Here is a 26,223-nt window from a genome sequence, read left to right as displayed (position 1 = left end):
AGGTGGCTCGCTTGCCCCTTACCTCGCACCCCTGTATGCCAAGAGCAAGCGCATAGGATATCCCCATGACCCTCAGCACCAAAATTGCCTGGGACGACACCGTTCTGCCGTTCCAGCTCGACAATGCAGACATCCGCGGCCGGATCGCGCGGCTCGACGGGGTGCTTGACGGCATCCTGAAGCAGCATGACTACCCGCCTGTGGTCGAGGCCCTCGTGGCCGAGATGGCCCTGCTAACTGCCCTGATCGGACAGACGATCAAGTTGCGCTGGAAGCTGCAACTGCAGGTCCAGAGCAAGGGCCCCGTCCGCATGATTGCCACCGATTACTATGGCCCGACGGAAGAAGGGCAGCCGGCGCGCATCCGCGCCTATGCCAGCTTTGATCGTGATCGCCTGACGGATGGCGCACCCTTCGACCAGGTTGGCGAGGGTTACTTCGCGATCATGATCGACCAGGGCAAGGGCATGCAGCCCTACCAGGGCATCACCCCTCTTGCCGGCACGGGGCTGACCGCCTGTGCAGAGGCCTATTTCGCGCAATCGGAGCAGATCCCGACGCGCTTTGCCCTGTCCTATGGACGCTCGACCGAAGCCGGTGGGCAGGAGCATTGGCGGGCAGGGGGCGTGATGCTTCAGACCATGCCCAAGGCTGGCATGCACGTCTCCGAGGGATCGGGCGCAGGTGGGCTTCTGACGGCGCAGGATCTCGTCTCCGGGGACGCAGAGGAGAACTGGAACCGCGTGAACATGCACCTCGACACCGTCGAACAGCTCGAGTTGATCGGCCCTAGCGTGGCGCCCACGGATCTTCTTGTGCGGCTGTTCCACGAGGAAGCCCCCCGCGTCTATGACAGCCAGCCGGTTCGCTTCGGATGTTCCTGTTCCGAGGACAAGGTGCGCCAGAGCCTGTCAATCTACTCGGCCAAGGACATTGAGAAGATGACCACCGAGGACGGGTTGGTGACTGCCGATTGCCAGTTCTGCGGCGCCCACTACGAGATGGACCCTGCGACGGTCGGTTTCGAGGCGCGCGATGATGGTGAGGCCGGAGAGAATGAAGGCTGATGCGGCCGTCTTTGATCGGATCCGGCAGGCGCTGACCGTCACGGGAGCGCCCTCGTCGGACTTCGACCTCAATGATGACAGGCATTTGCTGGCCGGGCGCAAGACGCGTCCGGCCAGTGTGCTTTGTGCCTTGGAGGATGTCGGTGGGGAACTGCATGTGATCCTGACGGTTCGCTCCTCGGCGTTGAAGCATCATCCGGGCCAGATTGCATTTCCCGGCGGCAAGCAGGAAGATAGCGACGCCGACGTGACCGAGGCAGCCCTGCGCGAGGCCCGCGAGGAGATTGGTTTGCCACCGGAAAATGTCGAGGTTCTGGGCTATCTGCCGGCGCACGAGACGGTTTCCGTCTTTGCGGTGACGCCCGTCGTCGCGCGGATCAAGGCACCCTTCATCGTTCGGCCTCAGGCAAGCGAGGTCGCACAGGTCTTCCGTGTGCCTCTCGATCATGTACTGGCAATTGAAAATTATTCCATCCAGTCGCGCCGCTGGCGTGGGCAGATGCGGCATTATTTTACCGTGCCCTATGGCCCCTACTACATCTGGGGCGCCACGGCGCGGATGTTGCGTGTCCTCGCCGAAAGGATGCAGGACGCATGACCCGGATCAGCGGCAGCTGGCTGTCTGCTCCGGGAACACAGGCGGTCTGTTCCATGCTGACGGAGGCCGACCATCAGGCCTATTTTGTTGGAGGCTGCGTGCGGGATGCGTTGATGGGCCTGCCGGTCGGCGACATTGACATCTGCACGGATGCCCACCCCGAAGAGGTACAGCGCCTTGCTGCCGCTGCAGGTCTGAAGCCGGTCCCCACGGGGATCGAGCACGGTACGATCACCGTTGTTTCGCAAGGTATCCCGCACGAAGTCACCACATTTCGCCGAGATGTCGAGACGGATGGGCGCCGCGCCGTCGTGGCCTTTGCCGATAACATCAAGGATGATGCGCGCCGGCGTGATTTCACGATGAATGCGCTCTATGCCGATCCGGCGGGAGAGGTATCGGATCCTCTGGGCGGTCTTGCAGATCTGAAGGCGCGCCGCCTCAGGTTCATAGAGGATCCGGATCGGCGAATTCGTGAAGATTACCTGAGGATCTTGCGGTTCTTCCGGTTTCATGCACGTTTCGGCGATCCGGCTCAAGGTCTCGACCCAGACGCGCTGGCTGCGATAGCGGCAAATGCCGAAGGGGTCGAGACCCTCTCGGCCGAGCGTGTAGGGGGAGAGATGATGCGGCTGCTTGCGACGCCTGACCCGGCTCCGGCGCTTGCGGCAATGCAGCAGACGCATGTTCTCATGCATGTCCTCCCCGGCGCCGAAGCCCGGACAGTTGCGCCGCTTGTTCATGTCGAGGAGCTGGCCGGTCTGGGCCCCGATGCGATCACCCGTCTGGCTGCGCTGGGCGGAGAGGACCCTACAGAGCGCTTTCGCCTTTCCAGGAAGGACACGGCGCGACTGTGCCTGATGCGGGACGCCATCGGCGGCATGCAGTCTGCGGGAGAGCTCGGCTATCGCCATGGTGCCGGTGAGGCGAAGCGCATTCTGGCCCTGCGTGTGGTCTTGCTCGAAATGCCTTTCGACGGGGCGCCTTTCGCCGCGGCTGATTTTGGTAGTGCCCAGAAATTTCCCGTTTCTGCACAGGATCTTATGCCAAGGTATTCCGGCGCAGAACTTGGCCAGCGGCTTCGGGCGCTGGAGGCACGCTGGATTGCTTCCGATTTCGCTCTGGACCGCGCCGCGCTGTTGAGAGAGGTTTGACCCGCGACCGGGGCCACGTCCGACGTTTGGCCTGATCCAGCTATTCGGCGGGGCCACGGTCGGTAAGGAAGACAGCCCATGCGACGCCCAGAAGACCTGATCGATCCCAACAGTCCCGCGGAGGGGAAGCCACCGCAATCTCTGCTGCGCTTCATGGCGTGGCTGACAAGGGGGGCTTGGGGGGTACTTGTCGTCGGGGCCCTGGTTTCTGCCTTTGCAGGCGGTATGGAGGCCGTGACCGCCTGGATTCTGGGCCGGATAGTCGACAGTGCCGATGCAGCAGGTCCGGAGAATTTCTTCAGTCTTGAAAACACGGCACTGGTGCTGGGGGGTGTTGCCTTCTTCCTGCTTATCAGGCCGGTCACATTCGGGCTGTCGACGATGGTGAACTCCATCATCATCCAGCCAAACGTTTTCGCCCTCGTGTTACAGCGGTTGAACCGCTGGACGCTGGGGCAGGCGGTTACCTATTTCGACAACGACTTTGCGGGGCGCATTTCCCAGAAGCAGATGCAGACGGCGCGCGCGGCAACAGACGTTGCAGTCGAGATGATCAATGTCGTTGCCTTCGCGCTGGCCTCGGTTGTCGGTGCGGCATTGCTCGTGATTTCCATCGACTGGTGGCTCGGGCTGATCTTCCTTCTGTGGATGGTGGGCTATGTCCTTTTGATCCGGGGCTACTTGCCACGAATCCGGAAAAAGGCCGCGGCTCGCGCTGCGTCGCGTGCCGCCGTTTCGGGGCAGATCGTCGACACGATCACCAACATCAAGACGGTTAAGCTGTTCGCCCACGCTGATCACGAGGACAAGGCCACGCTCCATTCCCTCGGGACCTATCGCAATGCGGCACTGGACTTTGGCTATCTTTCCACCTGGTTCCGACTCTGGCTGATGGCGATCGCAGGAGCTCTCCCGGTTCTGATGGTGGGGGCTTCGCTGCTCTTCTGGGTGAATGGACATGCGACCGTGGGGGATATCGTTTCCTCAGGTACCGTCGCGGTGCGGATGGCGCAGATGACCGGTTGGGTCAGTTTCGCGATGATGCAGATCTATGCGGCCATCGGCGAAGTCGAGGACGGGATGAACACCCTTGCGCGGCCAGTGCGCCTTGAGGATGCTCCAGACGCGCGTGAGTTGCAGGTGCCCGAAGGAGAGATCCACTACAAGGATGTCACCTTTGCCTACGGGCAGGAAAAGGGCGGCGTGCATGGCATCGATCTCTACATCCATCCCGGCGAGAAACTCGGCATTGTGGGGGCATCGGGGGCCGGGAAATCGACCATGGTATCGCTGCTCTTGCGTCTCTACGACGCCGAGAGCGGCGCTGTGCTTATCGACGGACAGGATATCTCGAAGGTCACGCAGGACAGCCTGCGCCGGCAAATCGCGCTCGTCACCCAGGACACGGCGATGTTCAATCGCTCGGCCCGCGAGAACATCCTCTATGGGCGCCCCGATGCGACGGACGCGGAAATGGTCGAGGCGGCGCGCAAGGCCGAGGCCGATCACTTCATCCGCGATCTGGTCGATAACAACGGGCTCAAGGGCTATGAGGCGAGGCTTGGGGAGCGGGGCGTAAAGCTCTCTGGCGGGCAGCGGCAGCGAATCGCCTTGGCTCGGGCGATCCTGAAGGATGCGCCGATCCTGGTGCTGGACGAAGCGACGAGCGCACTCGACAGCGAGGTCGAAGCGCAGATCCAGACCGCGCTGGAGCGTGTCATGGAGGGCAAGACCGTGCTGGCCATTGCCCACCGACTTTCGACGATCAGTCACATGGATCGGATCGCGGTCATGGAAGCCGGTCGGATCGTTGAGATTGGCAGTCACGTGGAACTGCTCGCGCTGGAGGGGGTATATGCCCGCTACTGGGCGCGGCAGTCGGGCGGTTTCCTGAACATCGAGGGCGACGAGAGCGATGCCAAGGCCGCGGAATAGGGCTATGCGCGCGGCGCGGCCCGCGCTAGGAGGCCGCTATGAACGATACCTATGACATCCTTCGATTGGGCCATCACGGCGACGGCGTGGCCGAGGGGCCCATCTTTGCACAGATGACCTTGCCCGGAGAAACCGTGAGCGGCGCCCTGAAGGGGCAACGCTTGGAAAACGTGAAGATCGTAACTCCCTCGCCTGAGCGCGTGGCGGCGCCTTGCCGGCATTTTCGGTCCTGCGGAGGCTGTGCGGTGCAGCATGCTGGCGATGGCTTCGTGGCCAGCTGGAAGCGCGGGATCGTCGAGGCTGCCCTGCAGGCACAGGGCATCGAGGCTGCGTTCCTGCCGGTTCACACCTCGCCCAGGCAATCACGGCGCCGCGCCGCCTTGTCGGCGCGCCGAACCAAGGGCGGAGCAATTGCCGGCTTTCACGGGCGAGCCTCGGGTGCCATCGTCGAGGTGCCTGATTGCCAGCTGCTACATCCGGAACTGATGCGTGCCTTGCCGGTGGCAGAGGCACTTGCCATGGCCGGTGGCGCCCGCAAGGGCGAGCTGAGTGTCCTTGTGACGCTATCGGAGGGCGGGCTGGACGTATCCGTGACTGGTGGCAAGCCGATGGACGAGGCTCTGCGCCTGTCCCTGACGGCCGAGGCGCAGACTCTCGACTTGGCGCGGCTGGCCTGGGATGGTGACGTGGTTGTGACCCGTCAGCAGCCGGTCCAACGCTTTGCGCGGGCTCAGGTCGTGCCACCCCCCGGTTCCTTCCTGCAGGCAACGGCCGACGGGGAAACGACGCTGCGCGATGCCGTTCTGGAAATGACACGCGGCGCCCGCAGGGTCGCGGATCTCTTTGCCGGCTGCGGCACTTTTTCGCTACCGCTCTCGGAAAGGGCCGAGGTTCTTGCTGTCGAGGGAGATCGCGCGATGACGGCCGCTCTCGAAGAGGGCTGGCGCAGGGTCGGAGGGTTGCACCAGCTGCGCGCCATGGCGCGCGACCTGTTCCGAAATCCGCTGACTGCCGAAGATCTGAAGGGGGTGGACGCGGTGGTGATAGATCCACCGCGCGCAGGGGCCGAGGCTCAGGTCCGTGCCCTGGCAGAATCAGGGGTTCGCATCATTGCCGCCGTGTCTTGCAACCCGGTCACCTTTGCGCGCGATGCCCGGATTCTGATCGCTGCCGGCTATGAAATGGGGCCCGTTCAGGTGGTGGATCAGTTCAGGTGGTCGCCACACGTGGAGCTGGTTACGAAATTTTCACTCACATCCGCGTGATATGGAAACTGCCTCTTCTGTCGTTGGCCAACCACTGGTAGAATTGTCCCCATAAGTCGATCCAAAAAACAACGACAGCAGAGCAGATGATACGGGCAGTGTTGATAGCGGTCATGGTTTTCACCTTGGCCGCGTGTTCCAGTAAGTTCCAATCCTACGACGGTCCCGAAGTGACCCAGATTCATGTCTTCAAGGAAGACAGGAAGATGTATCTGATGCATGGCAATCAGGTATTGAAGGCCTATGATATTGGACTGGGAAATGCCCCGGCGGGGCCCAAGCGCTTCGAGGGCGATGGCAAGACGCCAGAAGGCACCTATCGCATCGATCGTCGCAATCCGAATTCCACCTACCACCTCTCGATCGGGATTTCCTATCCCAATGTAAACGACATGGCCTTCGCCCAGTCTCAGGGCCGTAGCCCGGGTGGTGACATCTTCATCCACGGTGAAGACCAGAAGACCAAGCGCGGCGGTGACTGGACGGCAGGCTGCATCGCTGTCACGGATGACGAGATCGAGGAGATCTATGCCATGGTGCACGACGGGACGATCATTTCGATCCACCCCTGAGGCCTCCGGTCACGGAGCCGAACATGAAAAAGGCGGCCCAATGGCCGCCTTTTCTCTTTTCCAAACGGTTCGGTTGGGGTCAGCTCGCGGGGGAAGTCATGCTGGTTGAGCCCAATACCATGGTCCACCAGATCTTGCCGAGGTTGTCTTGGTACCAAGCAAACCCCATATCTGTCGCGCGCGGGTCGAGGATCACGCGTCGCGTGTCGTCCTGATCCATCCAGGCCGAGAGCGTCTCCATCTCGGTCTCGTATGTCTCGGAAATATTCTCTCCGATGAGATGTCCGGGGTATCCGACCCGCGCCACCCGATCGATAGGAGAGGAGCCGTCAGACCCGAAGTGCCATGGTCGATTCTGGTTTGCCATGTCACGGGAATGCGTTGCGGCAGCTGCCGTCAGCTGAGAGTTCAGCTGAACAGGTGCAGCCCCCGACGCGGCGCGCAGGGTGTTCACCGAGTCGAGAACCTCGTAGGGAATCGTACTATCGGCGTTGCGCGGAATTCTGTACAGCTTCGGCAAGGGTTTGCCGTCTGCTCCGAGCGTCGGCGGTTGCGACCCCATCGTCGAGGCGCAGCCCGAGAGCGCGATGAGAGCAGATGTGATGAGAATTGTTAAACGCATACGAGTCCCGCAGGTTTGAGTGCTTGTCTCCCCGAATATCCCGGGAACAGATCGTTTTCAAACGCACATCAATGTGATTCGGTTCATTAACACTTGTTTGAATTGCGACTGAGGCTTTCACGCCATAGACTTGATAGGTAAATCCGATGTGATCGACACGGAGATGAGAATGACGACCCCTCCTGACTACCGCAAGACCCGGCGTGCCTTTCTGGCAGGCGGCGCCGCACTGCTGGCCACCCCTGCGCTGGCACAGACCGAATCCGCAAGCTATTCGGCACCCTTTGAGAATTCGACCGAGGTCGAGCGCGATCCGACCGAAACGGTTCGTCGCAACATCTCGTCGTTCCGTGCCCTCGACTGGCAGCCGTACTTCGACAACACCAACAAGGGTGCAATCCTCGTGGACATCGATTCGCGGGCGCTGCACTTCTGGTCCGAGGATCAGAGCGTCTACAAGCTCTACCCGACATCGGTGCCCTTGACCGAAGATCTGACCCGTCGTGGGCGCACGTCGGTAATTCAGAAGGTCGAGAACCCGACCTGGCGTCCGACCCCCTCCATGATTGAGCGGAATCCGGAATGGCCGGCGGTTGTCGAAGGTGGAGATCCCATGAACCCGCTGGGCGTGCGTGCGCTTTACCTTGGCTGGACCTACTACCGGATCCACGGCACTCACGACACCCGCAAGATCGGCCGTAGGTCGTCCAACGGGTGCATCGGCCTCTACAATGAGCACATCCTAGAGTTGTACGACCTGGCCCAGGTCGGCACCCAAGTGTTGCTTATTTGACGACATTTCCTTCGCTCAAAGATGGTGGCCTATCTTGCAATTGCTTTTGGACCGGCAGCCCGACTATGACGGAATCACGAGGTAAGTCTTGGGCGCTTGCCGTTCGTATGCTGTTCGAACGGTAGGCTATTATCTGGAGGATAAAATGAAGAAACTCGCTCTCGCCGCCGTTCTGGCCGCAACCGCAACCGCAGCTTCCGCCGGCTCCTACGCCGAGCCCGTGATCGAAGCTCCGGTCATCGTTGAAGAAACCAGCAGCTCGTCCACCGGCATCGTTCTGCCGCTGATCGCTCTGGCAGTTATCGCAGCAGTCGTCGCCGACTAATCTCGTCGATGTCTCGGATTTCGGGAAAGGCGGTGGAGCAATCCACCGCCTTTTCTGTTTCTGCCTGTTGTGGGTGTGGCTGGCTCAGTCAAGCCAGCCAGCCAGGTTCGCCTCGATCCGCCCGGCGAGAGCCGCGATATGGGCATCGTCGTCATTGAGGCAGGGAATGTAGGTAAAGCGTTCGCCGCCCGCGTGTTCGAAGCTCTCGCGGATTTCCTCGCGGATTTCCTCCAGAGTTTCGATGCAATCGGCGGAAAACGCAGGGGCAATCACGGCGATCTTCTTGTTTCCGGCCTGTGCCTGCCGGGCAACCTCCTCGACGGTATAGGGCTGCAGCCACTCTTCCGGACCGAATTTCGATTGGAATGTCGTCATGATTCGGTCGTCGGACCAGCCGAGGCGTTCCTTCAACAGGCGCGTCGTTTTCTGGCACTGACAATGGTAGGGGTCGCCCTCAGTCAGGTAGCGGTGCGGCAGTCCGTGATACGAGCAGATGAGGATATCTGGCTTTTCATCGAGGGCATCGTAGGCCCGCTCGACTGACTGCGCCAAGGCATCCGTATAGGCGGGGTCGTCGAAATACGGGGGCAGGGTGCGCGATGCCGGCTGCCACCTCTCCTCCATCAGGGCGCGGAAGAACTGATCGTTTGCGGTCGCTGTGGTGGCGCCTGCGTACTGCGGGTAGAGCGGGCAGAAGAGGATCTTGGTGCAGCCGGATTCGACCATCTTGCGAACCTTGGATCGGGTCGAGGGATTGCCGTAACGCATGCAGAAATCGATCATCACGCTTTCGCCATAGCGGGCCTTGAGCGCGGCTTCCATCTTGACGGTCTGTTGCCTGGTAATCGTCATCAACGGGCTTTCATCGGCCTCGTTGTTCCAGATCGTCTTGTAGGCCGCGCCGGATTTCTGGGGGCGAACCGAAAGGACGATGCCCTGCAGGATCGGCTGCCACTTCCAGCTCGGGTAGTCGATGACCCGCTTGTCCGAGAGGAATTCGGACAAGTAACGGCGCATGGAGCGATAGTCTGTGCCATCGGGGGTGCCGAGGTTTGCCAGCAGAATTCCCACCTTTTCGCGTGGCAGCGCCGGATGGTCCGCGGGGGCGTGAGCGGGGCAGATCGCGTCGGTCATCTCTCAATCCTTCGGTGTTCGCTGGTTGCCGTCAGGCATGGGTGGTTCGTATACGTCTGTTGCGCCGATAGGGCGCAAAATTTCTAGGATTTTAGCGGCTTTTCAGCCGCATTTAGCGCATCGGCAAGCGAGGCCGTGGCCGAACCGGGCCGCAGCGGTTGCTGCTGCGATTCGTGCGGTGCCCAGCCCGTCAGGGTGATCAGTTCGAAGGTCGCTGGCACGCGGCCCTCCATATCCCCATGGGTCTGCTGGTACAGTTCCATCGCCCGCAGGAGGACCTTGCGCCTGGTCGGGTGCCTCAGCCGGTCATTGAGTGCGTTTGCCTCTCCCATGGCACGGAGATCATGGAAAAGGCGAAGCGGGCTGCTGAAGGAGACCGGCGTAGGATCGCTGTCGGCAACCGGCAGCGCAAAGCCCGCACGCTGTAGCAGAGCGCCAAGGTCCCTGACCTCGGCCATGGGCGCGATCCTAGGAGACAGGCCGCCGGTCACCTCTATTTCCGCCTGGCCCAGGCAGGCTCGGAGCTCCGCCAAGGTCTGGCCGCCAAACAGCACACCCAGGAAGAGGCCATCCGGTTGCAGCGCGCGGCGGCATTGGATCAATTGCCCGACGGGATCGTTGCGCCAGTGCAGGTCGAAGACGTGGATCACCAGGTCCGCAGTCCCGGGTTCAAGAGCCAGTACGTCTCCGGGGGCGACAAAATGCGGTGTCCCGGGAAATCCGTCGGCCAGACCTCGCCAATGCTCGGGAAATGGCGTGATCAGAACCGGAGCTGTAAACTGTCTGTTAACGAAGCTGATCCGATCCTGCAGGTCTTCGGCAACGAGGTCGTGCAGGAAAAGGCCATCTGAAGTGGCGCGAGCCCTGTTGCGGGCGAGGGCCGAAAGGTCGGTGAGGATCGGATGTGTCATGGCTCGATTAGATAGGACCTTGGGCAAGGCAGTTCAAACGGCATTACGGCTGGTCTATCCTCCGCGCTGCCTGGGCTGTGGCGGGCTGGTCGAGAGCGACTTCGGGCTCTGCGGCGCCTGCTGGCGCGATACGCCCTTTATCACCGGGCTGGTCTGCGATTGTTGCGGTGCTCCCCTTCCCGGCGGACGCGAGGGCGAGGTGGCGCGCTGCGACGATTGTATCGCCAACCCGCCGCCCTGGCAGATGGGCCGCTCGGCCATGGTCTACGATGGGATGGGACGGCAGCTGGTTCTGGCCTTGAAACATGGGAGCAGGCTCGACATTGCAGAGCCTGCCGCTGATTGGCTGGCCGAGGCGGGGGCACCCTTGATCGAACCAGGAATGATCGTGGCGCCGATTCCGCTGCATTGGCGGCGGCGCGTCAGTCGCGGCTACAACCAGTCCGCGCTTCTCTCGAGGGGGCTTGCGCGGCGACTGAAGCTGCTTGAGGCGCTGGATCTGCCGGACCTGTTGGAGCGACGCCATGCCACACCAACGCTGGGCAGAAAGAACCGCGAAGAGAGGTTCGCTGCCCTTTCTGGCCGGATCAGCGTGAACCAAAGGCACCGGGAAGCCTTGCAAGGTCGGCCCGTCCTGCTGATCGACGATGTGCTGACAACCGGTGCGACCTTTTCTGCCGCAACCGAGGCGTGCCGCATGGCCGGATCGGGAACGGTATCGGTGCTTGCACTGGCGCGCGCGACGAAAGACGCCTAGGTTATCCGCCGAAACCCGGTTACGGAGGCGGACATGCAGCCGATTGATATCTATACCACACCGATCTGCGGCTTTTGCCATGCAGCCAAACGTTTGCTGGCCGAGAAAGGCGCCGAATTCAATGAGATCGACGTGATGCGCGATGCCGAGCGCAAACGGGAAATGATGCAGCGCGCCCATGGGCGGCACACGGTGCCCCAGATCTTCATCGGGGGCGTTCACGTTGGCGGATGTGATGATCTCTACGACCTGGAAAGAGCGGGCAAGCTAGATGCCCTGCTGGCAACCGAATGAAGGCTGCACTTCTTCAGATCACCTCTCGTGACGACCCTGCGGAAAACCTTGCCATGGTTCAGCCCATGGTGGCAGAAGCCGCTGCGAACGGCGCGGGTTTCGTGCTGACGCCCGAGGTCACGAACTGTCTGTCGAACTCTCGGAAACGTCAGAACGAAGTGCTCTGTTTGCAGAAAGATGATCCGACGCTTGCTGCTCTCAGGGCGCAGGCGGCGCAGCTCAAGATCTGGATTCTGATCGGGTCGCTCGGGCTCAAGACCGGGGATGCCGACGGGCGTTTCGCCAACCGTTCTTTCCTGATTTCTCCGAAGGGCGAAATTGTTTCGTGGTACGACAAGATCCATATGTTCGACGTGGATGTGGACGCACACGAAACCTATCGTGAATCCGATGGCTATCGCCCTGGAGAACGTGCGGTTGTTGCCGAAACATCGTTTGGCAAGATTGGCATGACAATCTGTTACGATGTACGGTTTCCCTATCTGCATCGCGCGCTGGCGCATGCCGGTGCAACGATCCTTACCGGTCCGGCCGCCTTTTCGCCTGTCACGGGCGCTGCGCACTGGGAGCCGCTGCTGCGGGCCCGTGCCATCGAAACGGGATGTTACGTCCTGGCCCCGGCGCAAACCGGCCTGCACACGAAGCCGGGTGAAAAGGAGCGCCGCACCCATGGTCACGGGCTTGCCGTGGCGCCCTGGGGCGAGGTGCTGCTCGACATGGGAACGGAGCCAGGCATCGGATATGTCGAGATAGATCACGCAGAGGTGGAGAAGGCACGCGGTCGGGTGCCTTCGCTGCGGCATGATCGGGACTTTACGCTGGTCCGATGAGTGACGCCCGGAACTCGCTTGCCATCGCGCTTTTCTCCGAAATCCTGGCCTCTGACCAGATGATCCGGAACCGCTTGAGCCGTGTCCTGCCCAAGGGGATGGAGATCTCGCATTTCTCCGTCCTCAATCATCTGGCCCGGGCAAATGGAGAGAAGACGCCGGCTCAGCTGGCGCAGAGTTTCCACGTGACCCGTGGTGCAATGACCAATACGCTGAGCAAGCTGGAATGGGCGGGGTATATCCATATCCGCCCCGATTGGGACGATGCGCGCCGCAAGATGGTTGCGATCAGCCCGGCCGGCCGCATGGCTCGCGACACCGCCCTGACATCGATCGCGCCGATGATCAGCGGTGTGCTGAGCGAACTGGGCGAGGACAAGGTGCGCGCGGCCCTCCCCATTCTCCGCGATCTGCGCGGCAAGCTGGAAGAGGACCGCTGAAGCGCCTTATTCTGGGCGCAGGGCGGCGGTCACGTAGTTCACGCTCAGATCGCGATCCGAGATCTTCCATTGCCAGGAAATGGGATTGAAGACGTAGCCTTTCCGGTCGACTGGATTCATGCCGGCATTCCGGATCAGGTCGTAGAGTTCATCTGGTGTGATGAACTTGTTCCACTCGTGCGTGCCGCGAGGCAGCCAGCGCGTGACCACTTCGGCTCCGAAGATCGCCATCGCATAGCTCTTGGGGTTGCGGTTGATCGTGGAACAGAGGTGCAGCCCGGCGGGCTTCAGCAGGTCGTGACAGGCGGTCAGGTAGGCCTGCGGATCGGCCACGTGTTCCACCACTTCCATGTTCAGGACGACGTCGAATTGTTCACCCGCGGCGGCCATGGCCTCGGCCGTCGTGTGGCGATAGTCGATTTCGAGGCCGGACTGTTCCGCGTGGAGCTGGGCCACGGGAATGTTTCGCGGGGCGGCGTCGGCCCCGACAACCGTGGCCCCCAGGCGTGCCATCGGCTCGCAGAGCAGCCCCCCACCGCAGCCGATATCCAGCAGGCGCAGCCCATCGAACGGTTTTTCCGTGGAAAGGTCGCGGTCATACTCGGCTGCGATCTGAGTGGTGATGTAATCCAGCCGGACCGGGTTCATCATGTGGAGCGGCTTGAATTTGCCGGTCGGGTCCCACCATTCGGCGGCCATGGCTTCGAACTTTGCCACTTCTGCGGGGTCGATCGTGTTTATGTCGGTTTGCATTCCGCGCTCCTTGCGGTCATGGTGCGTCTGCCCAATGTGTTACGGGCCCCTCTTTATACGGGATGATGATGGATAGAAACTCGGGCCATAAGAGCGCAGGTCAGGTTCTTTACCCGCCGATCGATCCTTTTGATCAGCGGATGCTCGAGGTGGGCCAGGGTCACTCGGTCTACGTGGAGCAGTCGGGCAATCCCGAGGGGCAGCCCGTGATTGTCCTGCACGGGGGTCCCGGCGGAGGGTGTTCGCCGGCCATGCGGCGGTATTTCGATCCGGCACATTATCGTATCATCCTCTTCGATCAGCGCGGCTGCGGCAGGTCTCGCCCCCATGCCAGTGTTACCGACAATACCACCTGGGATCTCGTGCGGGACATCGAAACGATTCGAGAGACGCTGGGGATCGAGAAGTGGGTCGTCTTCGGCGGAAGCTGGGGCGCCACGCTCTCTCTGATCTACGCGGAGACCCATCCCGATCGCGCAAGCCATCTTGCGCTGCGCGGTGTCTTCATGATGACGCAGTCCGAGCTTGACTGGTTTTACGGCGGTGGGGCTGCGGCATTCTGGCCCGAAACCTGGGAGCGCTTTGCGTCGTTGATCCCGGAAGATGAGCGCGGCGACATGATCGGTGCCTATCACAAGCGTCTGTTCAGTGGTGTGCAGGCCGAAGAGGTCAAGTATGCCAAGGCATGGTCCGCCTGGGAAAATGCCTTGGCGTCGATCACCAGCAGCGGCAACGGTGGTGAACCCCCCGGTCAGTACGCGCGAGCCTTCGCCCGTCTGGAAAATCACTACTTCACGCATCTCGGCTGGCTCGACGAAGGCCAGATCCTGCGGGACATCGACCGTATCGCGCACATCCCCGGCTACATCGTGCAGGGACGATACGACATGATCTGCCCACCACACATGGCCTACAAGCTGGCAAGCCGCTGGCCCATGTCGGATCTGCGGATGATCGCCGACGCGGGCCATGCCCTTTCCGAGCCCGGAATATCGGCCGAGCTCGTACGGGTCATGAACCGGATCGCGACCGGCTGAACGAAGGTCGATAGCGGGGAAAGGCGCATTTTTCCCTTAGCTCTTGCGATTCGGGCAAGTCGGGCGTATATGCCCCTCAACAGCGGCGTGTCGGTCACCTCTGGGGCCAGGCATTCCACCGGATGTATCGACGGGCCGCGCGCCCGTTTTTTTGTACCCGGATCATTCATGACCGACCTTATCGCGAAAACCGCCATCGACCGCCGTCTGGCAGAGATCGTCACCCCCGTCATCGAGGACCTGGGTTTCGAGCTCGTCCGTATCCGGCTGCTCGGGGGGAACACCAAGACCGTCCAGATCATGGCCGAACGCCCCGGCGGCGGCATCGAAGTGGACGAATGCGCCGAGATTTCCAATGCGGTATCCGCCGTGCTGGATGTCGAGGACCCGATCGCAGACAACTACAATCTCGAAGTTTCGAGCCCCGGTATCGACCGGCCACTGACCCGGCTGAAGGATTTCGACACCTACGAAGGCTATGACGCCAAGATCGAGACCTTGGAGCTCGTGGGTGGCCGGAAGCGTTTCAAGGGTGTCCTGGCGGGGATCGAGGATAGCGAGGTCCTGATCAATATCGAGGATCAGGGTGAGGAAGTGACCGTCGGTCTGCAATTCGACTGGCTGGCGGATGCCAAGCTGGTGCTGACCGATGAGTTGATCAAGCAGATGTTGAAGGCCCGGAAGGACACGGGCGTTCTGAACGAAGACAGTTTTGACGAGATCGAGACCGATCAGGGTTCCCAGGAGGACTGAGACTATGGCCATTACTTCTGCCAACCAGCTTGAGCTGCTGCAGACCGCCGAGGCCGTCGCGCGCGAAAAGATGATCGACCCGGGCCTCGTGGTCGAGGCGATGGAAGAGTCGCTCGCCCGTGCCGCGAAGAGCCGCTACGGCTCGGAGATGGACATCCGCGTCAAGATCGACCGAAAGACCGGCCGCGCCACCTTTACCCGTGTGCGCACCGTCGTCGAGGACGAGGATCTGGAAAACTACCAGGCCGAGATGACCGTCCAGCAGGCCAAGCAGTACATGGCCGATCCGAAGGTGGGCGACACCTTTGTCGAGGAGGTGCCCCCGGTCGAGATGGGCCGCATTGCGGCACAATCCGCCAAGCAGGTTATTCTCCAGAAGGTTCGCGAAGCCGAGCGTGACCGCCAGTACGAGGAATTCAAGGATCGTGCCGGCACCATCATCAACGGTGTGGTCAAGCGCGAGGAATATGGCAACGTCATCGTAGACGTGGGCCGCGGCGAAGCCATCCTGCGCCGCAACGAGAAGATCGGCCGCGAGAGCTATCGTCCGAACGACCGCATCCGCTGCTACATCAAGGATGTGCGCCGCGAGACGCGCGGTCCGCAGATCTTCCTCAGCCGGACCGCGCCCGAGTTCATGGCCGAACTGTTCAAGATGGAAGTGCCGGAAATCTATGACGGCATCATCGAGATCAAGGCCGTTGCCCGTGACCCCGGTTCCCGTGCCAAGATCGGCGTGATCTCCTATGACAACTCGATCGACCCCGTCGGCGCCTGTGTCGGTATGCGTGGTTCGCGCGTGCAGGCCGTTGTGAACGAGCTGCAGGGTGAGAAGATCGACATCATTCCGTGGTCGGAAGATATGCCCACGTTCCTGGTGAACGCGCTGCAACCAGCCGAGGTCACCAAGGTGGTTCTCGACGAGGATGCCGAACGTATCGAGGTGGTGGTACCCGAGGAGCAGCTGAGCCTTGCCATCGGTCGCCGTGGTCAAAACGTACGTCTTGCGTCCCAGCTGACCGGTCTGGACATCGACATCATGACGGAGGAGGAGGAATCCGCCCGCCGTCAGAAAGAATTCGAGGAACGCACCAAGCTGTTCATGGACACGCTCGACGTGGACGAGTTCTTTGCCCAGCTGCTGGTCTCTGAAGGCTTCACCAACCTCGAGGAAGTCGCCTATGTCGACGTCGACGAACTCCTGGTGATCGACGGTGTCGACGAGGATACCGCCGGCGAGCTGCAGGCCCGTGCCCGCGACTTCCTGGAGGCCCAGGCCAAGGCTGCGCTCGAGCACGCCCGCGAACTGGGTGCCGAGGAGAGCCTCATTGACTTCGATGGCCTGACACCCCAGATGGTAGAGGCACTCGCTGAGGATGGCGTGAAGACCCTCGAGGACTTCGCCACCTGCGCCGACTGGGAGTTGGCGGGTGGTTGGACCACCGTCAACGGTGAGCGCGTCAAGGACGAAGGCCTGCTGGAGAAATTCGACGTTTCCATCGAAGAAGCGCAGCACCTCGTCATGACGGCTCGTGTTCTGTTGGGCTGGGTCGATCCCACCGAGCTGGAACCGGAAGTCGACGAAGATGCCGAGCTGTCCGAGGGAGACGGTGATGCCGAGGAGACCGAGGCCTGAGGCCTCGGATCGGAGGCGCCCGGATGACGCGCGGCGGTAAGGACAATGACCGGGACGACGGCCCGGAGCGGAAATGCATCGTCACGGGAGAGGCGCAGCCGAAAGGCGGTCTTGTCCGTTTCGTCGTAGGACCGGATGCAACCATCGTCCCGGATGTGCTCGAAAAGCTACCGGGACGCGGGATCTGGGTTTCGGCGAATCGCGTTGCGATCGAGACGGCGGTGAAAAAGAAACTGTTTTCACGCGCGGCCCGGACACAGGTGAACGTGCCCGACGGGCTGGCCGACACGGTCGATGCCCTTTTGGTGCGGCGGGTCACGGATCTGCTCGCGCTGGCACGCAAGTCCGGCGACGCGGTTGCCGGGTTCGAAAAGGTAAAGGACTGGTTGTCCAAGGACGTAGCCGATGTCCTGATCCAGGCTTCTGACGGATCGGGGCGCGGCAAGTCAAAACTCTCTACCCCCTATGGGGGCCATTTCATTGGCTGGCTCACCTCGGATGAGCTGGGCTTGGCCTTCGGAAGGGAAACTGTCATACACGCCGCCTTAGGAACTGGCGGTTTGAGCAAACGTGTTGTAGAGGAAGCCGCAAGACTTAAGGGTCTGCGGGTCTGACGACGCAGAGGCGGGAGGGTCCCGCCTGAAAGGAAGATAGAGCCATATGAGCGATAGTGACGGCAAAAAGACATTGGGTGTACGCGGTGGCGGGTCCCGTCCGGGGAACGTGAAGCAGAGCTTTAGCCACGGGCGCACCAAGAATGTCGAGGTGGTGACCAAGCGCAAGCGCGTGGTCGTGCCCAAGCCGGGCGCGGGCAAGTCGGGCGGCGGCAACCCTTCCCTTGGCGATCCCTCCAAGCGGCCCGCCGGCATCACCGATGCCGAGATGGAGCGTCGCCTGAAGGCTGTTCAGGCTGCCAAGGCCCGCGAAGCCCAGGAAGCCGAACAGCGTGAACGTGAAGAACGCGAACGCGAAGAAGAGCGTCAGCGCCGCCGGGAAGAGGCGGAGCAGAAAGAGCGCGAACAACGCGAAGCGGAAGAGAAAGCCAAGGCCAAGGCCGAGGAAGAAGAGCGCAAGCGCAAGGAAGAAGAGGAAGCGGCGAAACGCGCTGCTGCAGCTGCTGCCGCGCAACCCGCTGCCAAGGAAGATGGTGGCACGGCCTCGCGTACGCCCTCCTCCAAAGCGCCCTCCGGCCCGCGTGGCGCCAAGCCCGGTAACGACCGAACCGATCGCGATGACCGCGGCAGCCGCAACAAGGGTCGCGATGATGGTCGCCGGTCTGGCAAGCTGACGCTGAACCAGGCGCTGTCCGGTGGCGAAGGTGGTCGTCAGAAATCGCTTGCCGCGATGAAGCGCAAGCAGGAGCGCGCCCGCCAGAAGGCAATGGGCGGCCCGGTGCAGCGTGAAAAGGTCGTGCGCGATGTGCAGCTGCCTGAAACCATCGTCGTCTCCGAGCTGGCCAACCGCATGGCCGAACGGGTGGCGGACGTGGTGAAATCGCTGATGAACATGGGCATGATGGTCACGCAGAACCAGACCATCGACGCCGACACCGCCGAGCTGATCATCGAAGAATTCGGCCACAATGTGGTGCGTGTTTCCGATGCCGACGTCGAGGACGTGATCCATCAGGAGGAAGATGCTCCCGAGGATCTCAAGCCGCGCCCGCCGGTCATCACCATCATGGGCCACGTCGACCACGGCAAGACCTCGCTGCTGGACGCGATCCGCAACACCAAGGTTGTTTCGGGCGAAGCTGGCGGCATCACTCAGCACATCGGGGCCTATCAGGTCACGACGGACAGCGGTGCTGTTCTGTCGTTCCTCGACACTCCCGGCCACGCTGCCTTTACCTCGATGCGCTCGCGTGGCGCGCAGGTGACGGACATCGTGGTGCTGGTTGTTGCCGCGGACGACTCGGTCATGCCGCAGACGATCGAGGCCATCAACCACGCGAAAGCGGCTGGTGTGCCGATGATCGTTGCGATCAACAAGATCGACAAGCCCGCGGCCAATGCCGACAAGGTACGTGCCGAACTGCTGCAGCATGAAGTGGTCGTCGAGAAGATGTCCGGCGACGTCCAGGATGTCGAAGTCTCTGCCCTTTCCGGTCAAGGTCTTGAAGAACTGCTCGAAGCCATCGCGCTACAGGCGGAGATTCTCGAGCTGAAGGCAAACCCGAACCGTGCGGCGCAAGGCGCCGTGATCGAAGCACAGCTCGACGTGGGCCGTGGTCCGGTTGCCACCGTTCTGGTTCAGACCGGCACGCTGAAGCAGGGCGACATCTTTGTCGTCGGCGAGCAGTACGGTAAGGTCCGGGCGCTGGTGAACGACAAGGGTGAGCGCGTCAAGGAAGCGGGTCCCTCGGTTCCCGTCGAGGTGCTTGGCCTAAATGGTACTCCTGAGGCAGGCGACGTTCTGAACGTTGTCGAGACTGAGGCGCAGGCACGTGAGATTGCCGAGTACCGTCACGAGGTTGCCAAGGAAAAACGCGCGGCCGCAGGCGCCGGTACGACGCTCGAACAGCTGATGGCCAAGGCCAAGGCGGACGAGAATGTTACCGAACTGCCGATCATCGTGAAGGCCGACGTTCAGGGCTCTGCGGAAGCGATCGTTCAGGCGATGGAAAAGATCGGTAACGACGAAGTGCGCGTGCGTGTCCTTCACTCGGGTGTCGGTGCAATCACCGAGAGCGACATCGGCTTGGCAGAGGCGTCCTCTGCGCCGGTGTTCGGGTTCAACGTGCGGGCGAATGCGCCGGCACGTCAGGCCGCCAACCAGAAGGGTGTTGAGATCCGCTACTACAGCGTGATCTATGACCTCGTAGACGATGTGAAGGCTGCTGCTTCGGGCCTGCTCTCTGCCGAGATCAAGGAGCACTTCATCGGCTATGCCAACATCAAGGAGGTCTTCAAGGTCTCCAATGTCGGCAAGGTTGCGGGCTGCCTGGTCACGGAGGGTGTTGCCCGTCGGTCGGCCGGCGTGCGCCTGCTGCGCGACGATGTGGTGATCCACGAAGGCACGCTGAAGACCCTGAAGCGCTTCAAGGACGAAGTTGCCGAAGTTCAGTCCGGCCAGGAATGCGGTATGGCCTTCGAGAACTACGATGACATTCGCCCTGGTGACGTGATCGAGATCTTTGAACGTGAGGAAGTCGAGCGCCAGCTCTGAACCTCCTGTCGATGAGATAAGGAAAGGCCCGCCACTTTGGCGGGCCTTTTTTCGTGTTCGGGGCCGTCGTGATGAGGGGTTATTCCATGAAAATCGGTGCCTGAAACGTAAAAGAGCAGCTCTCCGAGCTGCTCTTTTAAATTCCGTAACCGGGCTGAATGTCAGGCCGCTGCTTCCTGGGAAACGGGCAGGCCAGCAAACAGTTTTTCGCCGACGCGGACTTCAACTTTGCCGTTAGGAAGCGACCGCACGTAGGTGCCCTGAACGGAGATGTAAGTGCCGAGCGTGATGGTCTTCAACATTTTCAAATCCTTCCCCTTCGAGACATACCCAATATATCCGATCGGCTGTTAATAAATCATCCAAAAATTACTCAGACGTTACGGAATTGTTGTGAAATCTGCATAAATTCTTGCCGCACTGCAGAATTTCCGCTGCGGGTGCGAGAAAACTCTTGGTTGGATAGGGTGCGTACATCCGAAAAGCAGTTCAATTGTTGAGCAGTCATGAAAATGTGCCCTCAAAATGCACAAAGCAACCCATTGATGGGCCGACGGTAGTTTCATGGCGCTCGAGATGCTTGATGATTCGGTCAGAGCCAATCGCGCAACAGTGGGACCAAAGGAATATCCGCCGGCGGCATCGGATAGTCGCGCAGCTGACCTGTCCTGACCCATTTCAGAACCTGGCCCTCGCGTGGCTGGGGCACGCCCTCCCAGCGACGGCAGGCAAAGAGCGGCATAAGCAGGTGGAAGTCATCGTATGAGTGGCTGGCGAAGCTCAGCGGAGCCAGGCAGGAGCTCCAGGTCTGGATGCCCAGCTCTTCATGCAGTTCGCGAATCAACGCTTCTTCCGGGCTTTCGCCAGGCTCTACCTTGCCTCCGGGAAACTCCCAGAGGCCTGCCATGGATTTCCCCTCTGGCCGCTGTGCCAGAAGCACGCGGCCATCGACGTCCACAAGGGCAACGGCGGAGACGAGGACGATTTTCTTTGTCACGAGCGATAGTCTGCGTTGATCGAGATGTAGCCGTGCGTCAGGTCACAGGTCCAGACGGTGCTGTGGCCTTCGCCAAGCCCCAAATCGACGGAGATGACGATTTCCTGCTGCTTCATAACCGCCGCGCCCTGCTCTTCGCGGTAGTCAGGCGAAACCCAGCCCTTTTCGGCGACAAGGATATCGTCGAAGCGAATGGTGAGAAGGTCACGGTCAGCGGCTGCGCCACTCTTGCCGATGGCCATGACGACACGACCCCAGTTGGGATCTTCGCCGGCGATGGCCGTCTTGATCAAGGGCGAGTTGGCGATCGCCATGGCATGGGTCCGGGCGTCTGCATCTGATGCAGCACCGGTCACGCGGATTTCGACGAATTTGGTTGCGCCTTCGCCGTCTTTCACGACCTGGTGCGCCAGATCCATCATCACAGCCCTGAGGGCCTCGACAAAGGTGGTGTCGCCTGGTTCGACGACGACGCCGGAGGCCCCCGTCGCACCCATGAGTAGCGTGTCCGAGGTCGACGTGTCACTGTCGACGGTAATGCAGTTGAAGGTCACGTCGGTCAGGGAGGAAAGCATTTCCTGCAGGACCGGGCGTGCGACCTTTGCATCGGTAAAGATGTAGACCAGCATCGTCGCCATGTCGGGCGCGATCATGCCGGAACCTTTGGCGATTCCTGCTATCCTGACCGTGCCACCGGGCAGGGTAACCTCGGCAGAAGCCCCCTTGGGAAAGGTATCGGTCGTCATGATCGCGCGGGCCGCTTCTTCGATCTTGCCGACGTCCAGCGCCTCAACCAGGTCGCTGAGCTTAGCGGTCACACGGTCATGGGGCAGCGGCTCGCCGATCACGCCGGTGGAGGAGGAGAACACGCGGCTCTCCTCGACCCCGAGTGCCGCGGCGGCGGCCGTGGTAACGGCGCGCGTTGCCTCGATGCCGTTCTTGCCGGTAAAGGCGTTGGCGTTGCCGGAGTTCACGATGATCGCTGCAGCGCCCTCGCCATCCAGGCCGATCTTTGCCTGGCAATCGAGCACAGGCGCGGACCGGGTGGCGGAACGGGTAAAGACCCCGGCCATTGTGGAACCGGGAGCGAGGGCGGCAAGCATCACGTCTCTTCGGCCCTTGTATCGGACCCCGGCCTCGACGGTGGCGAAACGCACGCCGTCAATGACAGGAAGCGCCGGAAAGGAAGCCGGTGCGAGAGGAGAGGTAGGATACTTGCCCGCCATTGGGGTCACTCCAGAGTGATGTTGTCCAGGGTTGCGGGGTCGACCTGATCGGCACCGCTCTTGTCGACATCCGCTTTTGAGGTCAGATCGTCAATATATTGCGTGGTCAGATCCTCCTGAAGTTTCTGGATGATCTCTCCGCGCACCTGGTCGAGCTCGGGGACCTGCTTGCGAGTGTCCTGCAGCAGGATCACGTGCCAGCCGAAATCGGTATGCACGGGTTCGCTGATCTCGCCGACTTCCATGTCCTTGACCGCGTCGGAGAAGGCCGGGATCATCTGATCGGCGGTAAACCACCCGAGATCACCGCCATTCGCGCCAGTCGGGCCGGTCGAATTGTCGCGGGCCAGTTTGGCGAAATCGACACCGTCGTTGTATTGCTTGATCAGATCCTTGGCCTCGTCCTCGGTCTCGACGAGAATGTGCGAGGCGTGATATTCTTCCTGCGGCTCGTAGCCGTCACCGTACATCTCGTTGTACTTTGCGGTGATCATGTCGTCGGTGATCGTGCTGTCGAGATAGTCGCCAAGAGCGACCGCGGCCAACATCGAACGCTCCGAATTCTCGAGCGAGACCTGCACGCCGTCGGGCACCGTTCCGGTGAAGGATTGCTTGAGAAGTTCCTGATTGATCAACTGGTTCAGCAGTCCGGAAAAGAGAACGCTGAGAGGCATTTGCTGGAACTGGTCGGGCAGGGAGCCCTTGGCTGCGATCAGGTTGCCGACGGTGATGTCGGTACCGCCCACGGTGGCCAGAACCGTCTGCGACGTGACCGGTGATCCTTGGGGGGCTGCGGTGGTCGCGGTGTCGGCAGAAGGCTGGCTCTCCGCTGCGGTACTGTCCTGGGCCAGGGCGAAGGCAGGAGCGGAGATCGCCAGTACGGCGGCGCAGGCAATACGATGCAACATGGATTTTCCTTTGGTTTGCCGCACCGGGGCGCGGCGTTGACACTTATGGGCCCGGCCACTACATCGCCTTATGGCAAAGGGCCGGCCGGCCTGTTCAGGCCTGTTGTATGGGCCGCGGACCTCACGCACAAGCAGGCCCCGAAACACGATGGCGTCAGAGAGCGGAAAATAGATCATGCTGGGTATCGGAACTATCGCCAAGAAGGTCTTCGGAACGCCGAACGACCGCAAGGTCAAGGCGACGCGCCCGCTGGTCGCGAAGATCAACGAGCTGGAAGAAGACTTCAAAGCGCTGAGCGACGACGAGCTGCGCGGCAAGACCGCCGAGTTCCAGAAGCGCATCGCCGAGGGCGAGAGCCTGGACAGCCTGCTGCCGGAGGCCTTTGCGAATTGCCGTGAAGGCGCACGCCGGGCCATCGGCCTGCGCGCTTTCGACGTTCAGCTGATGGGCGGCATCTTCCTGCATCAAGGCAATATCGCGGAGATGAAGACCGGCGAGGGCAAGACCCTTGTCGCGACTTTCCCCGCCTACCTGAATGCCCTCTCGGGCAAGGGCGTGCACGTGGTGACGGTGAACGACTATCTCGCCAAGCGGGATGCCGAGTGGATGAGCAAGGTCTACGGCTTCCTCGGACTGACCACGGGTGTGGTCCATCCCGGTCAGCCGGATGAGCAGAAGAAAGCCGCCTATCGGTGCGACATCACCTATGCGACAAATAACGAGCTAGGCTTCGATTACCTGCGCGACAACATGAAGTCGGACCTGAACGATCTATACCAGCGGGAACACAATTACGCGATTGTCGACGAGGTGGATTCGATCCTCATCGACGAAGCCCGGACGCCGCTGATCATCTCGGGCCCGGCCCAGGACCGCAGCGAACTCTACGTCACCATCGACAAGCTGATCCCCTCACTGAGCGAAGAGGATTTCACCGTCGACGAGAAACAGCGCCAGGTGACCTTTACCGAGGAAGGCAACGAGAAGCTGGAAACGCTTCTGCACGATGCCGGTCTGTTGCAGGAGGGTCAGACCCTCTATGACCCGGAAAGCACCACCATCGTTCACCACGTGAACCAGGCGCTGCGGGCCCACAAGATGTTCCAGAAGGACCAGCACTACATTGTCCGCGGCGGTGAAATCGTCCTTATCGACGAGTTCACCGGACGGATGATGTCCGGACGCCGTCTGTCCGAGGGCCTGCACCAGGCCATCGAGGCCAAGGAAGGCGTGGCGATCCAGCCAGAGAACGTGACGCTGGCTCAGGTGACCTTCCAGAACTACTTCCGCCTCTACGACAAGCTGGGTGGTATGACCGGCACTGCGATGACCGAGGCCGAGGAATTCCACGAGATCTACGGCCTTGGCGTGGTCGAGGTGCCGACGAACAGGCCGATTGCCCGCAAGGACGAGGATGACGCCATCTATCGGACCCAGCAGGAAAAATACGCGGCCATCGTCGAGGAGATCAAGGTTGCCCACGAGAAGGGCCAGCCGGTCCTGGTGGGGACGACCTCGATCGAGAAATCCGAAGTGCTGAGCCAGCTGCTGACCCAGGCGGGCCTGAAGCACAACGTGCTGAACGCGCGTCACCACGAGCAAGAGGCGCAGATCGTTGCCGAGGCCGGCAAGCTGGGGGCGATCACGATTGCCACGAACATGGCGGGACGCGGGACCGACATCAAGCTGGGCGGCAACGTCGAGATGAAGGTCATGGAAGCGCTGGCCGCCAACCCCGAGGCACATCCCGACGAGGTGCGTGCCCGGATCGAGGCAGAGCACGAGAAGGACGAGCAGGCGGTAAAGGACGCCGGCGGCCTCTTCGTTTTGGCCACCGAGCGCCACGAGAGCCGTCGGATCGACAACCAGCTGCGCGGCCGCTCCGGCCGTCAGGGTGACCCGGGGCGCTCAAGCTTCTTCCTGTCGCTGGAAGACGACCTGATGCGGATCTTCGGCTCCGAGCGCCTGGAAAAGGTTCTGTCGGGCCTTGGCATGAAGGAAGGCGAAGCGATCGTGCACCCTTGGGTGAACAAGTCGCTGGAACGCGCCCAGGCCAAGGTCGAGGGCCGCAACTTCGACATGCGCAAGAACGTGTTGAAGTTCGACGACGTGATGAACGACCAGCGGAAGCTGATCTTTGGCCAGCGCCGCGAGATCATGGAGGCGCAGGACATCTCCGAGATCGCGCAGGACATGCGCTATGACGTGATCCAGGATCTCGTGACGCAGTACATGCCGCCCAAGACCTATGCCGACCAGTGGGATACCGAAGGGCTGAAGACGGCCTGTATCGAGAAGCTGGGCATCGACGTGCCGGTCGTAGAATGGGCCGACGAGGAAGGTGTCGATGACGAGGACATCATCGAGCGCCTAGAGAAGGCCAGCGACGAGGCCATGGCGCGCAAGACCGCAGCCTTTGGTGCCGAGAACATGCGCCTGATCGAAAAGCAGATCATGCTGCAGACCATCGACAGCAAGTGGCGCGAACACCTGCTGACCATGGAGCACCTGCGTTCGGTCATCGGCTTCCGCGGGTATGCACAGCGCGATCCGCTGAACGAATACAAGAACGAGGCCTTTGCCCTCTTCGAGAACATGCTGGACACGCTGCGGGAAGATGTGACCACCACGCTTGCCCGAGTTCGTCCGATGACCGAGGAGGAGCAGCAGGCGCAGATCCGGGCACTGCAGGAGCGCATGGCGGTCCAGCAGGCGGCGGTGGACAGCGCTGTGCAGCAATCCGAGGCGGCTGTTTCAGACGAGGCCGAGGAGACACCCGAAGGTGCGGTCCCAGGCTTTGACGAAAACGATCCCTCGACCTGGGGCAACCCGGGACGCAACTCGCCCTGTCCCTGCGGGTCGGGGAAGAAATTCAAGCACTGCCACGGGGCACTCTGAGCCCCTGCCACCGGCAGCCTTTTCCGGTGGCACTTGCTTGCGCGAAAGCCACGCCGCGACCTCAGTGTCGCGGCGTGTTCTTTTCGCCGGTTGAAACGGAAGTCCGATCCGGAAACACTCGCGCCGGGACAAGCTGGGTGCCGGGGAAC

Annotated in this window: 26 protein-coding genes; 18 read left to right on the top strand and 8 right to left on the bottom strand. The window is 61.5% G+C overall.

Going from position 1 to position 26,223, the window contains the following annotated elements; translation table 11 throughout:
* Positions 1-65: 65 nt before the first annotated feature.
* From hslO to AC0WR5_RS19980, 6 genes are all read left to right on the top strand, one after another.
* Positions 66-1,067 carry an Hsp33 family molecular chaperone HslO gene (hslO, locus tag AC0WR5_RS20005; protein WP_475865626.1) on the top strand — a complete coding sequence of 334 codons (1,002 nt, stop codon included), beginning with the start codon at positions 66-68 and terminating at the stop codon, positions 1,065-1,067.
* A complete protein-coding gene (locus tag AC0WR5_RS20000) occupies positions 1,057-1,665 on the top strand; it encodes a CoA pyrophosphatase (protein WP_475865624.1) in 609 nt (202 codons plus the stop codon). The genes hslO and AC0WR5_RS20000 overlap by 11 nt, the downstream gene beginning before the upstream one ends.
* Entirely contained in the window at positions 1,662-2,819 is a 1,158-nt protein-coding gene (locus AC0WR5_RS19995; protein ID WP_475865622.1) for a CCA tRNA nucleotidyltransferase, read from the top strand. Before AC0WR5_RS20000 ends, AC0WR5_RS19995 begins: the two co-directional genes overlap by 4 nt.
* A gap of 78 nt (positions 2,820-2,897) precedes the next feature.
* Positions 2,898-4,754, top strand: coding sequence for an ABC transporter ATP-binding protein (locus AC0WR5_RS19990; protein ID WP_475865620.1), 1,857 nt, complete (start codon positions 2,898-2,900; stop codon positions 4,752-4,754).
* Between the two features lie 38 nt (positions 4,755-4,792).
* Entirely contained in the window at positions 4,793-6,019 is a 1,227-nt protein-coding gene (locus tag AC0WR5_RS19985) for a class I SAM-dependent RNA methyltransferase (RefSeq protein ID WP_475865618.1), read from the top strand.
* Between the two features lie 86 nt (positions 6,020-6,105).
* Entirely contained in the window at positions 6,106-6,591 is a 486-nt protein-coding gene (locus AC0WR5_RS19980) for a L,D-transpeptidase family protein (RefSeq protein ID WP_475865617.1), read from the top strand.
* A 79-nt stretch (positions 6,592-6,670) separates the two neighbouring features.
* Here AC0WR5_RS19980 and dalA read toward each other — a convergent pair whose 3' ends face one another.
* On the bottom strand, positions 6,671-7,213 hold the full coding sequence (gene dalA / locus AC0WR5_RS19975) for a divisome-associated lipoprotein DalA (RefSeq protein WP_475865616.1): 543 nt from the start codon (positions 7,211-7,213) through the stop codon (positions 6,671-6,673).
* Positions 7,214-7,382: 169 nt separating this feature from the next.
* On the opposite strand from dalA, the gene AC0WR5_RS19970 reads away from it, so the two are divergent.
* Together AC0WR5_RS19970 and AC0WR5_RS19965 are read left to right on the top strand one after the other, a co-directional pair.
* Positions 7,383-8,006: a L,D-transpeptidase gene (locus AC0WR5_RS19970; RefSeq protein WP_475865614.1), complete on the top strand. Its 624-nt coding sequence runs from the start codon at positions 7,383-7,385 to the stop codon at positions 8,004-8,006.
* A 145-nt stretch (positions 8,007-8,151) separates the two neighbouring features.
* Positions 8,152-8,331, top strand: a complete 180-nt coding sequence (locus AC0WR5_RS19965) for a hypothetical protein (protein WP_475865612.1) — start codon at positions 8,152-8,154, stop codon at positions 8,329-8,331.
* Between the two features lie 84 nt (positions 8,332-8,415).
* Here the strand turns inward: AC0WR5_RS19965 and hemH are convergent, their stop codons facing one another.
* Positions 8,416-9,465, bottom strand: coding sequence for a ferrochelatase (gene hemH, locus AC0WR5_RS19960; protein ID WP_475865611.1), 1,050 nt, complete (start codon positions 9,463-9,465; stop codon positions 8,416-8,418).
* An 83-nt stretch (positions 9,466-9,548) separates the two neighbouring features.
* Positions 9,549-10,376, bottom strand: coding sequence for a methyltransferase domain-containing protein (locus tag AC0WR5_RS19955; protein ID WP_475865610.1), 828 nt, complete (start codon positions 10,374-10,376; stop codon positions 9,549-9,551).
* 19 nt (positions 10,377-10,395) lie between these two features.
* Between AC0WR5_RS19955 and AC0WR5_RS19950 the strand changes: the two genes are divergently transcribed.
* Genes AC0WR5_RS19950 through AC0WR5_RS19935 form a run of 4 tightly spaced genes read left to right on the top strand, consistent with a single transcriptional unit; the run spans position 10,396 to position 12,697 of the window.
* Entirely contained in the window at positions 10,396-11,133 is a 738-nt protein-coding gene (locus AC0WR5_RS19950) for a ComF family protein (RefSeq protein WP_475865609.1), read from the top strand.
* Positions 11,134-11,166: 33 nt separating this feature from the next.
* Positions 11,167-11,427, top strand: coding sequence for a glutaredoxin 3 (grxC, locus tag AC0WR5_RS19945; RefSeq protein ID WP_475865607.1), 261 nt, complete (start codon positions 11,167-11,169; stop codon positions 11,425-11,427).
* Complete coding sequence (locus AC0WR5_RS19940; RefSeq protein WP_475865605.1) at positions 11,424-12,257, top strand: carbon-nitrogen hydrolase family protein; 834 nt, start codon at positions 11,424-11,426, stop codon at positions 12,255-12,257. Before grxC ends, AC0WR5_RS19940 begins: the two co-directional genes overlap by 4 nt.
* Complete coding sequence (locus tag AC0WR5_RS19935) at positions 12,254-12,697, top strand: MarR family winged helix-turn-helix transcriptional regulator (protein WP_475865604.1); 444 nt, start codon at positions 12,254-12,256, stop codon at positions 12,695-12,697. Before AC0WR5_RS19940 ends, AC0WR5_RS19935 begins: the two co-directional genes overlap by 4 nt.
* 6 nt (positions 12,698-12,703) lie before the next feature.
* Here AC0WR5_RS19935 and ubiG read toward each other — a convergent pair whose 3' ends face one another.
* Positions 12,704-13,450, bottom strand: coding sequence for a bifunctional 2-polyprenyl-6-hydroxyphenol methylase/3-demethylubiquinol 3-O-methyltransferase UbiG (gene ubiG, locus AC0WR5_RS19930; RefSeq protein WP_475865603.1), 747 nt, complete (start codon positions 13,448-13,450; stop codon positions 12,704-12,706).
* Positions 13,451-13,518: 68 nt separating this feature from the next.
* Between ubiG and pip the strand changes: the two genes are divergently transcribed.
* From pip to infB, 5 genes are all read left to right on the top strand, one after another.
* Entirely contained in the window at positions 13,519-14,487 is a 969-nt protein-coding gene (pip, locus tag AC0WR5_RS19925) for a prolyl aminopeptidase (RefSeq protein WP_475869078.1), read from the top strand.
* Positions 14,488-14,655: 168 nt separating this feature from the next.
* Positions 14,656-15,240, top strand: a complete 585-nt coding sequence (gene rimP, locus AC0WR5_RS19920) for a ribosome maturation factor RimP (RefSeq protein ID WP_475865601.1) — start codon at positions 14,656-14,658, stop codon at positions 15,238-15,240.
* Between the two features lie 4 nt (positions 15,241-15,244).
* Complete coding sequence (gene nusA, locus AC0WR5_RS19915; RefSeq protein ID WP_475865600.1) at positions 15,245-16,876, top strand: transcription termination factor NusA; 1,632 nt, start codon at positions 15,245-15,247, stop codon at positions 16,874-16,876.
* 23 nt (positions 16,877-16,899) lie between these two features.
* Positions 16,900-17,490 (top strand): RNA-binding protein, encoded by a 591-nt coding sequence (locus tag AC0WR5_RS19910; protein ID WP_475865598.1) that lies wholly within the window; start codon positions 16,900-16,902, stop codon positions 17,488-17,490.
* A 46-nt stretch (positions 17,491-17,536) separates the two neighbouring features.
* Positions 17,537-20,044: a translation initiation factor IF-2 gene (infB, locus tag AC0WR5_RS19905; protein WP_475865596.1), complete on the top strand. Its 2,508-nt coding sequence runs from the start codon at positions 17,537-17,539 to the stop codon at positions 20,042-20,044.
* 161 nt (positions 20,045-20,205) lie between these two features.
* On the opposite strand, the gene AC0WR5_RS19900 is transcribed toward infB, so the two are convergent.
* The 4 genes from AC0WR5_RS19900 to AC0WR5_RS19885 all read right to left on the bottom strand — a co-directional run bounded on the left by AC0WR5_RS19900 (position 20,206) and on the right by AC0WR5_RS19885 (position 23,175).
* On the bottom strand, positions 20,206-20,346 hold the full coding sequence (locus AC0WR5_RS19900; protein ID WP_475865595.1) for a hypothetical protein: 141 nt from the start codon (positions 20,344-20,346) through the stop codon (positions 20,206-20,208).
* Positions 20,347-20,636: 290 nt separating this feature from the next.
* Positions 20,637-21,041 carry a (deoxy)nucleoside triphosphate pyrophosphohydrolase gene (locus tag AC0WR5_RS19895; RefSeq protein ID WP_475865593.1) on the bottom strand — a complete coding sequence of 135 codons (405 nt, stop codon included), beginning with the start codon at positions 21,039-21,041 and terminating at the stop codon, positions 20,637-20,639.
* Positions 21,038-22,267: a bifunctional glutamate N-acetyltransferase/amino-acid acetyltransferase ArgJ gene (argJ, locus tag AC0WR5_RS19890; protein WP_475865591.1), complete on the bottom strand. Its 1,230-nt coding sequence runs from the start codon at positions 22,265-22,267 to the stop codon at positions 21,038-21,040. Before argJ ends, AC0WR5_RS19895 begins: the two co-directional genes overlap by 4 nt.
* 5 nt (positions 22,268-22,272) lie before the next feature.
* Positions 22,273-23,175 carry a peptidylprolyl isomerase gene (locus tag AC0WR5_RS19885; protein WP_475865590.1) on the bottom strand — a complete coding sequence of 301 codons (903 nt, stop codon included), beginning with the start codon at positions 23,173-23,175 and terminating at the stop codon, positions 22,273-22,275.
* Positions 23,176-23,350: 175 nt separating this feature from the next.
* Between AC0WR5_RS19885 and secA the strand changes: the two genes are divergently transcribed.
* The gene (secA, locus tag AC0WR5_RS19880) at positions 23,351-26,074 is read left to right on the top strand and encodes a preprotein translocase subunit SecA (RefSeq protein WP_475865588.1); all 2,724 of its coding nucleotides are present in this window, start codon (positions 23,351-23,353) and stop codon (positions 26,072-26,074) included.
* The last annotated feature ends 149 nt before the right edge of the window (positions 26,075-26,223 follow it).

It is taken from the genome of Pseudooceanicola sp. DL12, from assembly GCF_056270665.1.
The sequence above is the reverse complement of the archived record's forward strand: the minus strand, read 5'-3'. Positions and strand labels throughout refer to the sequence as shown.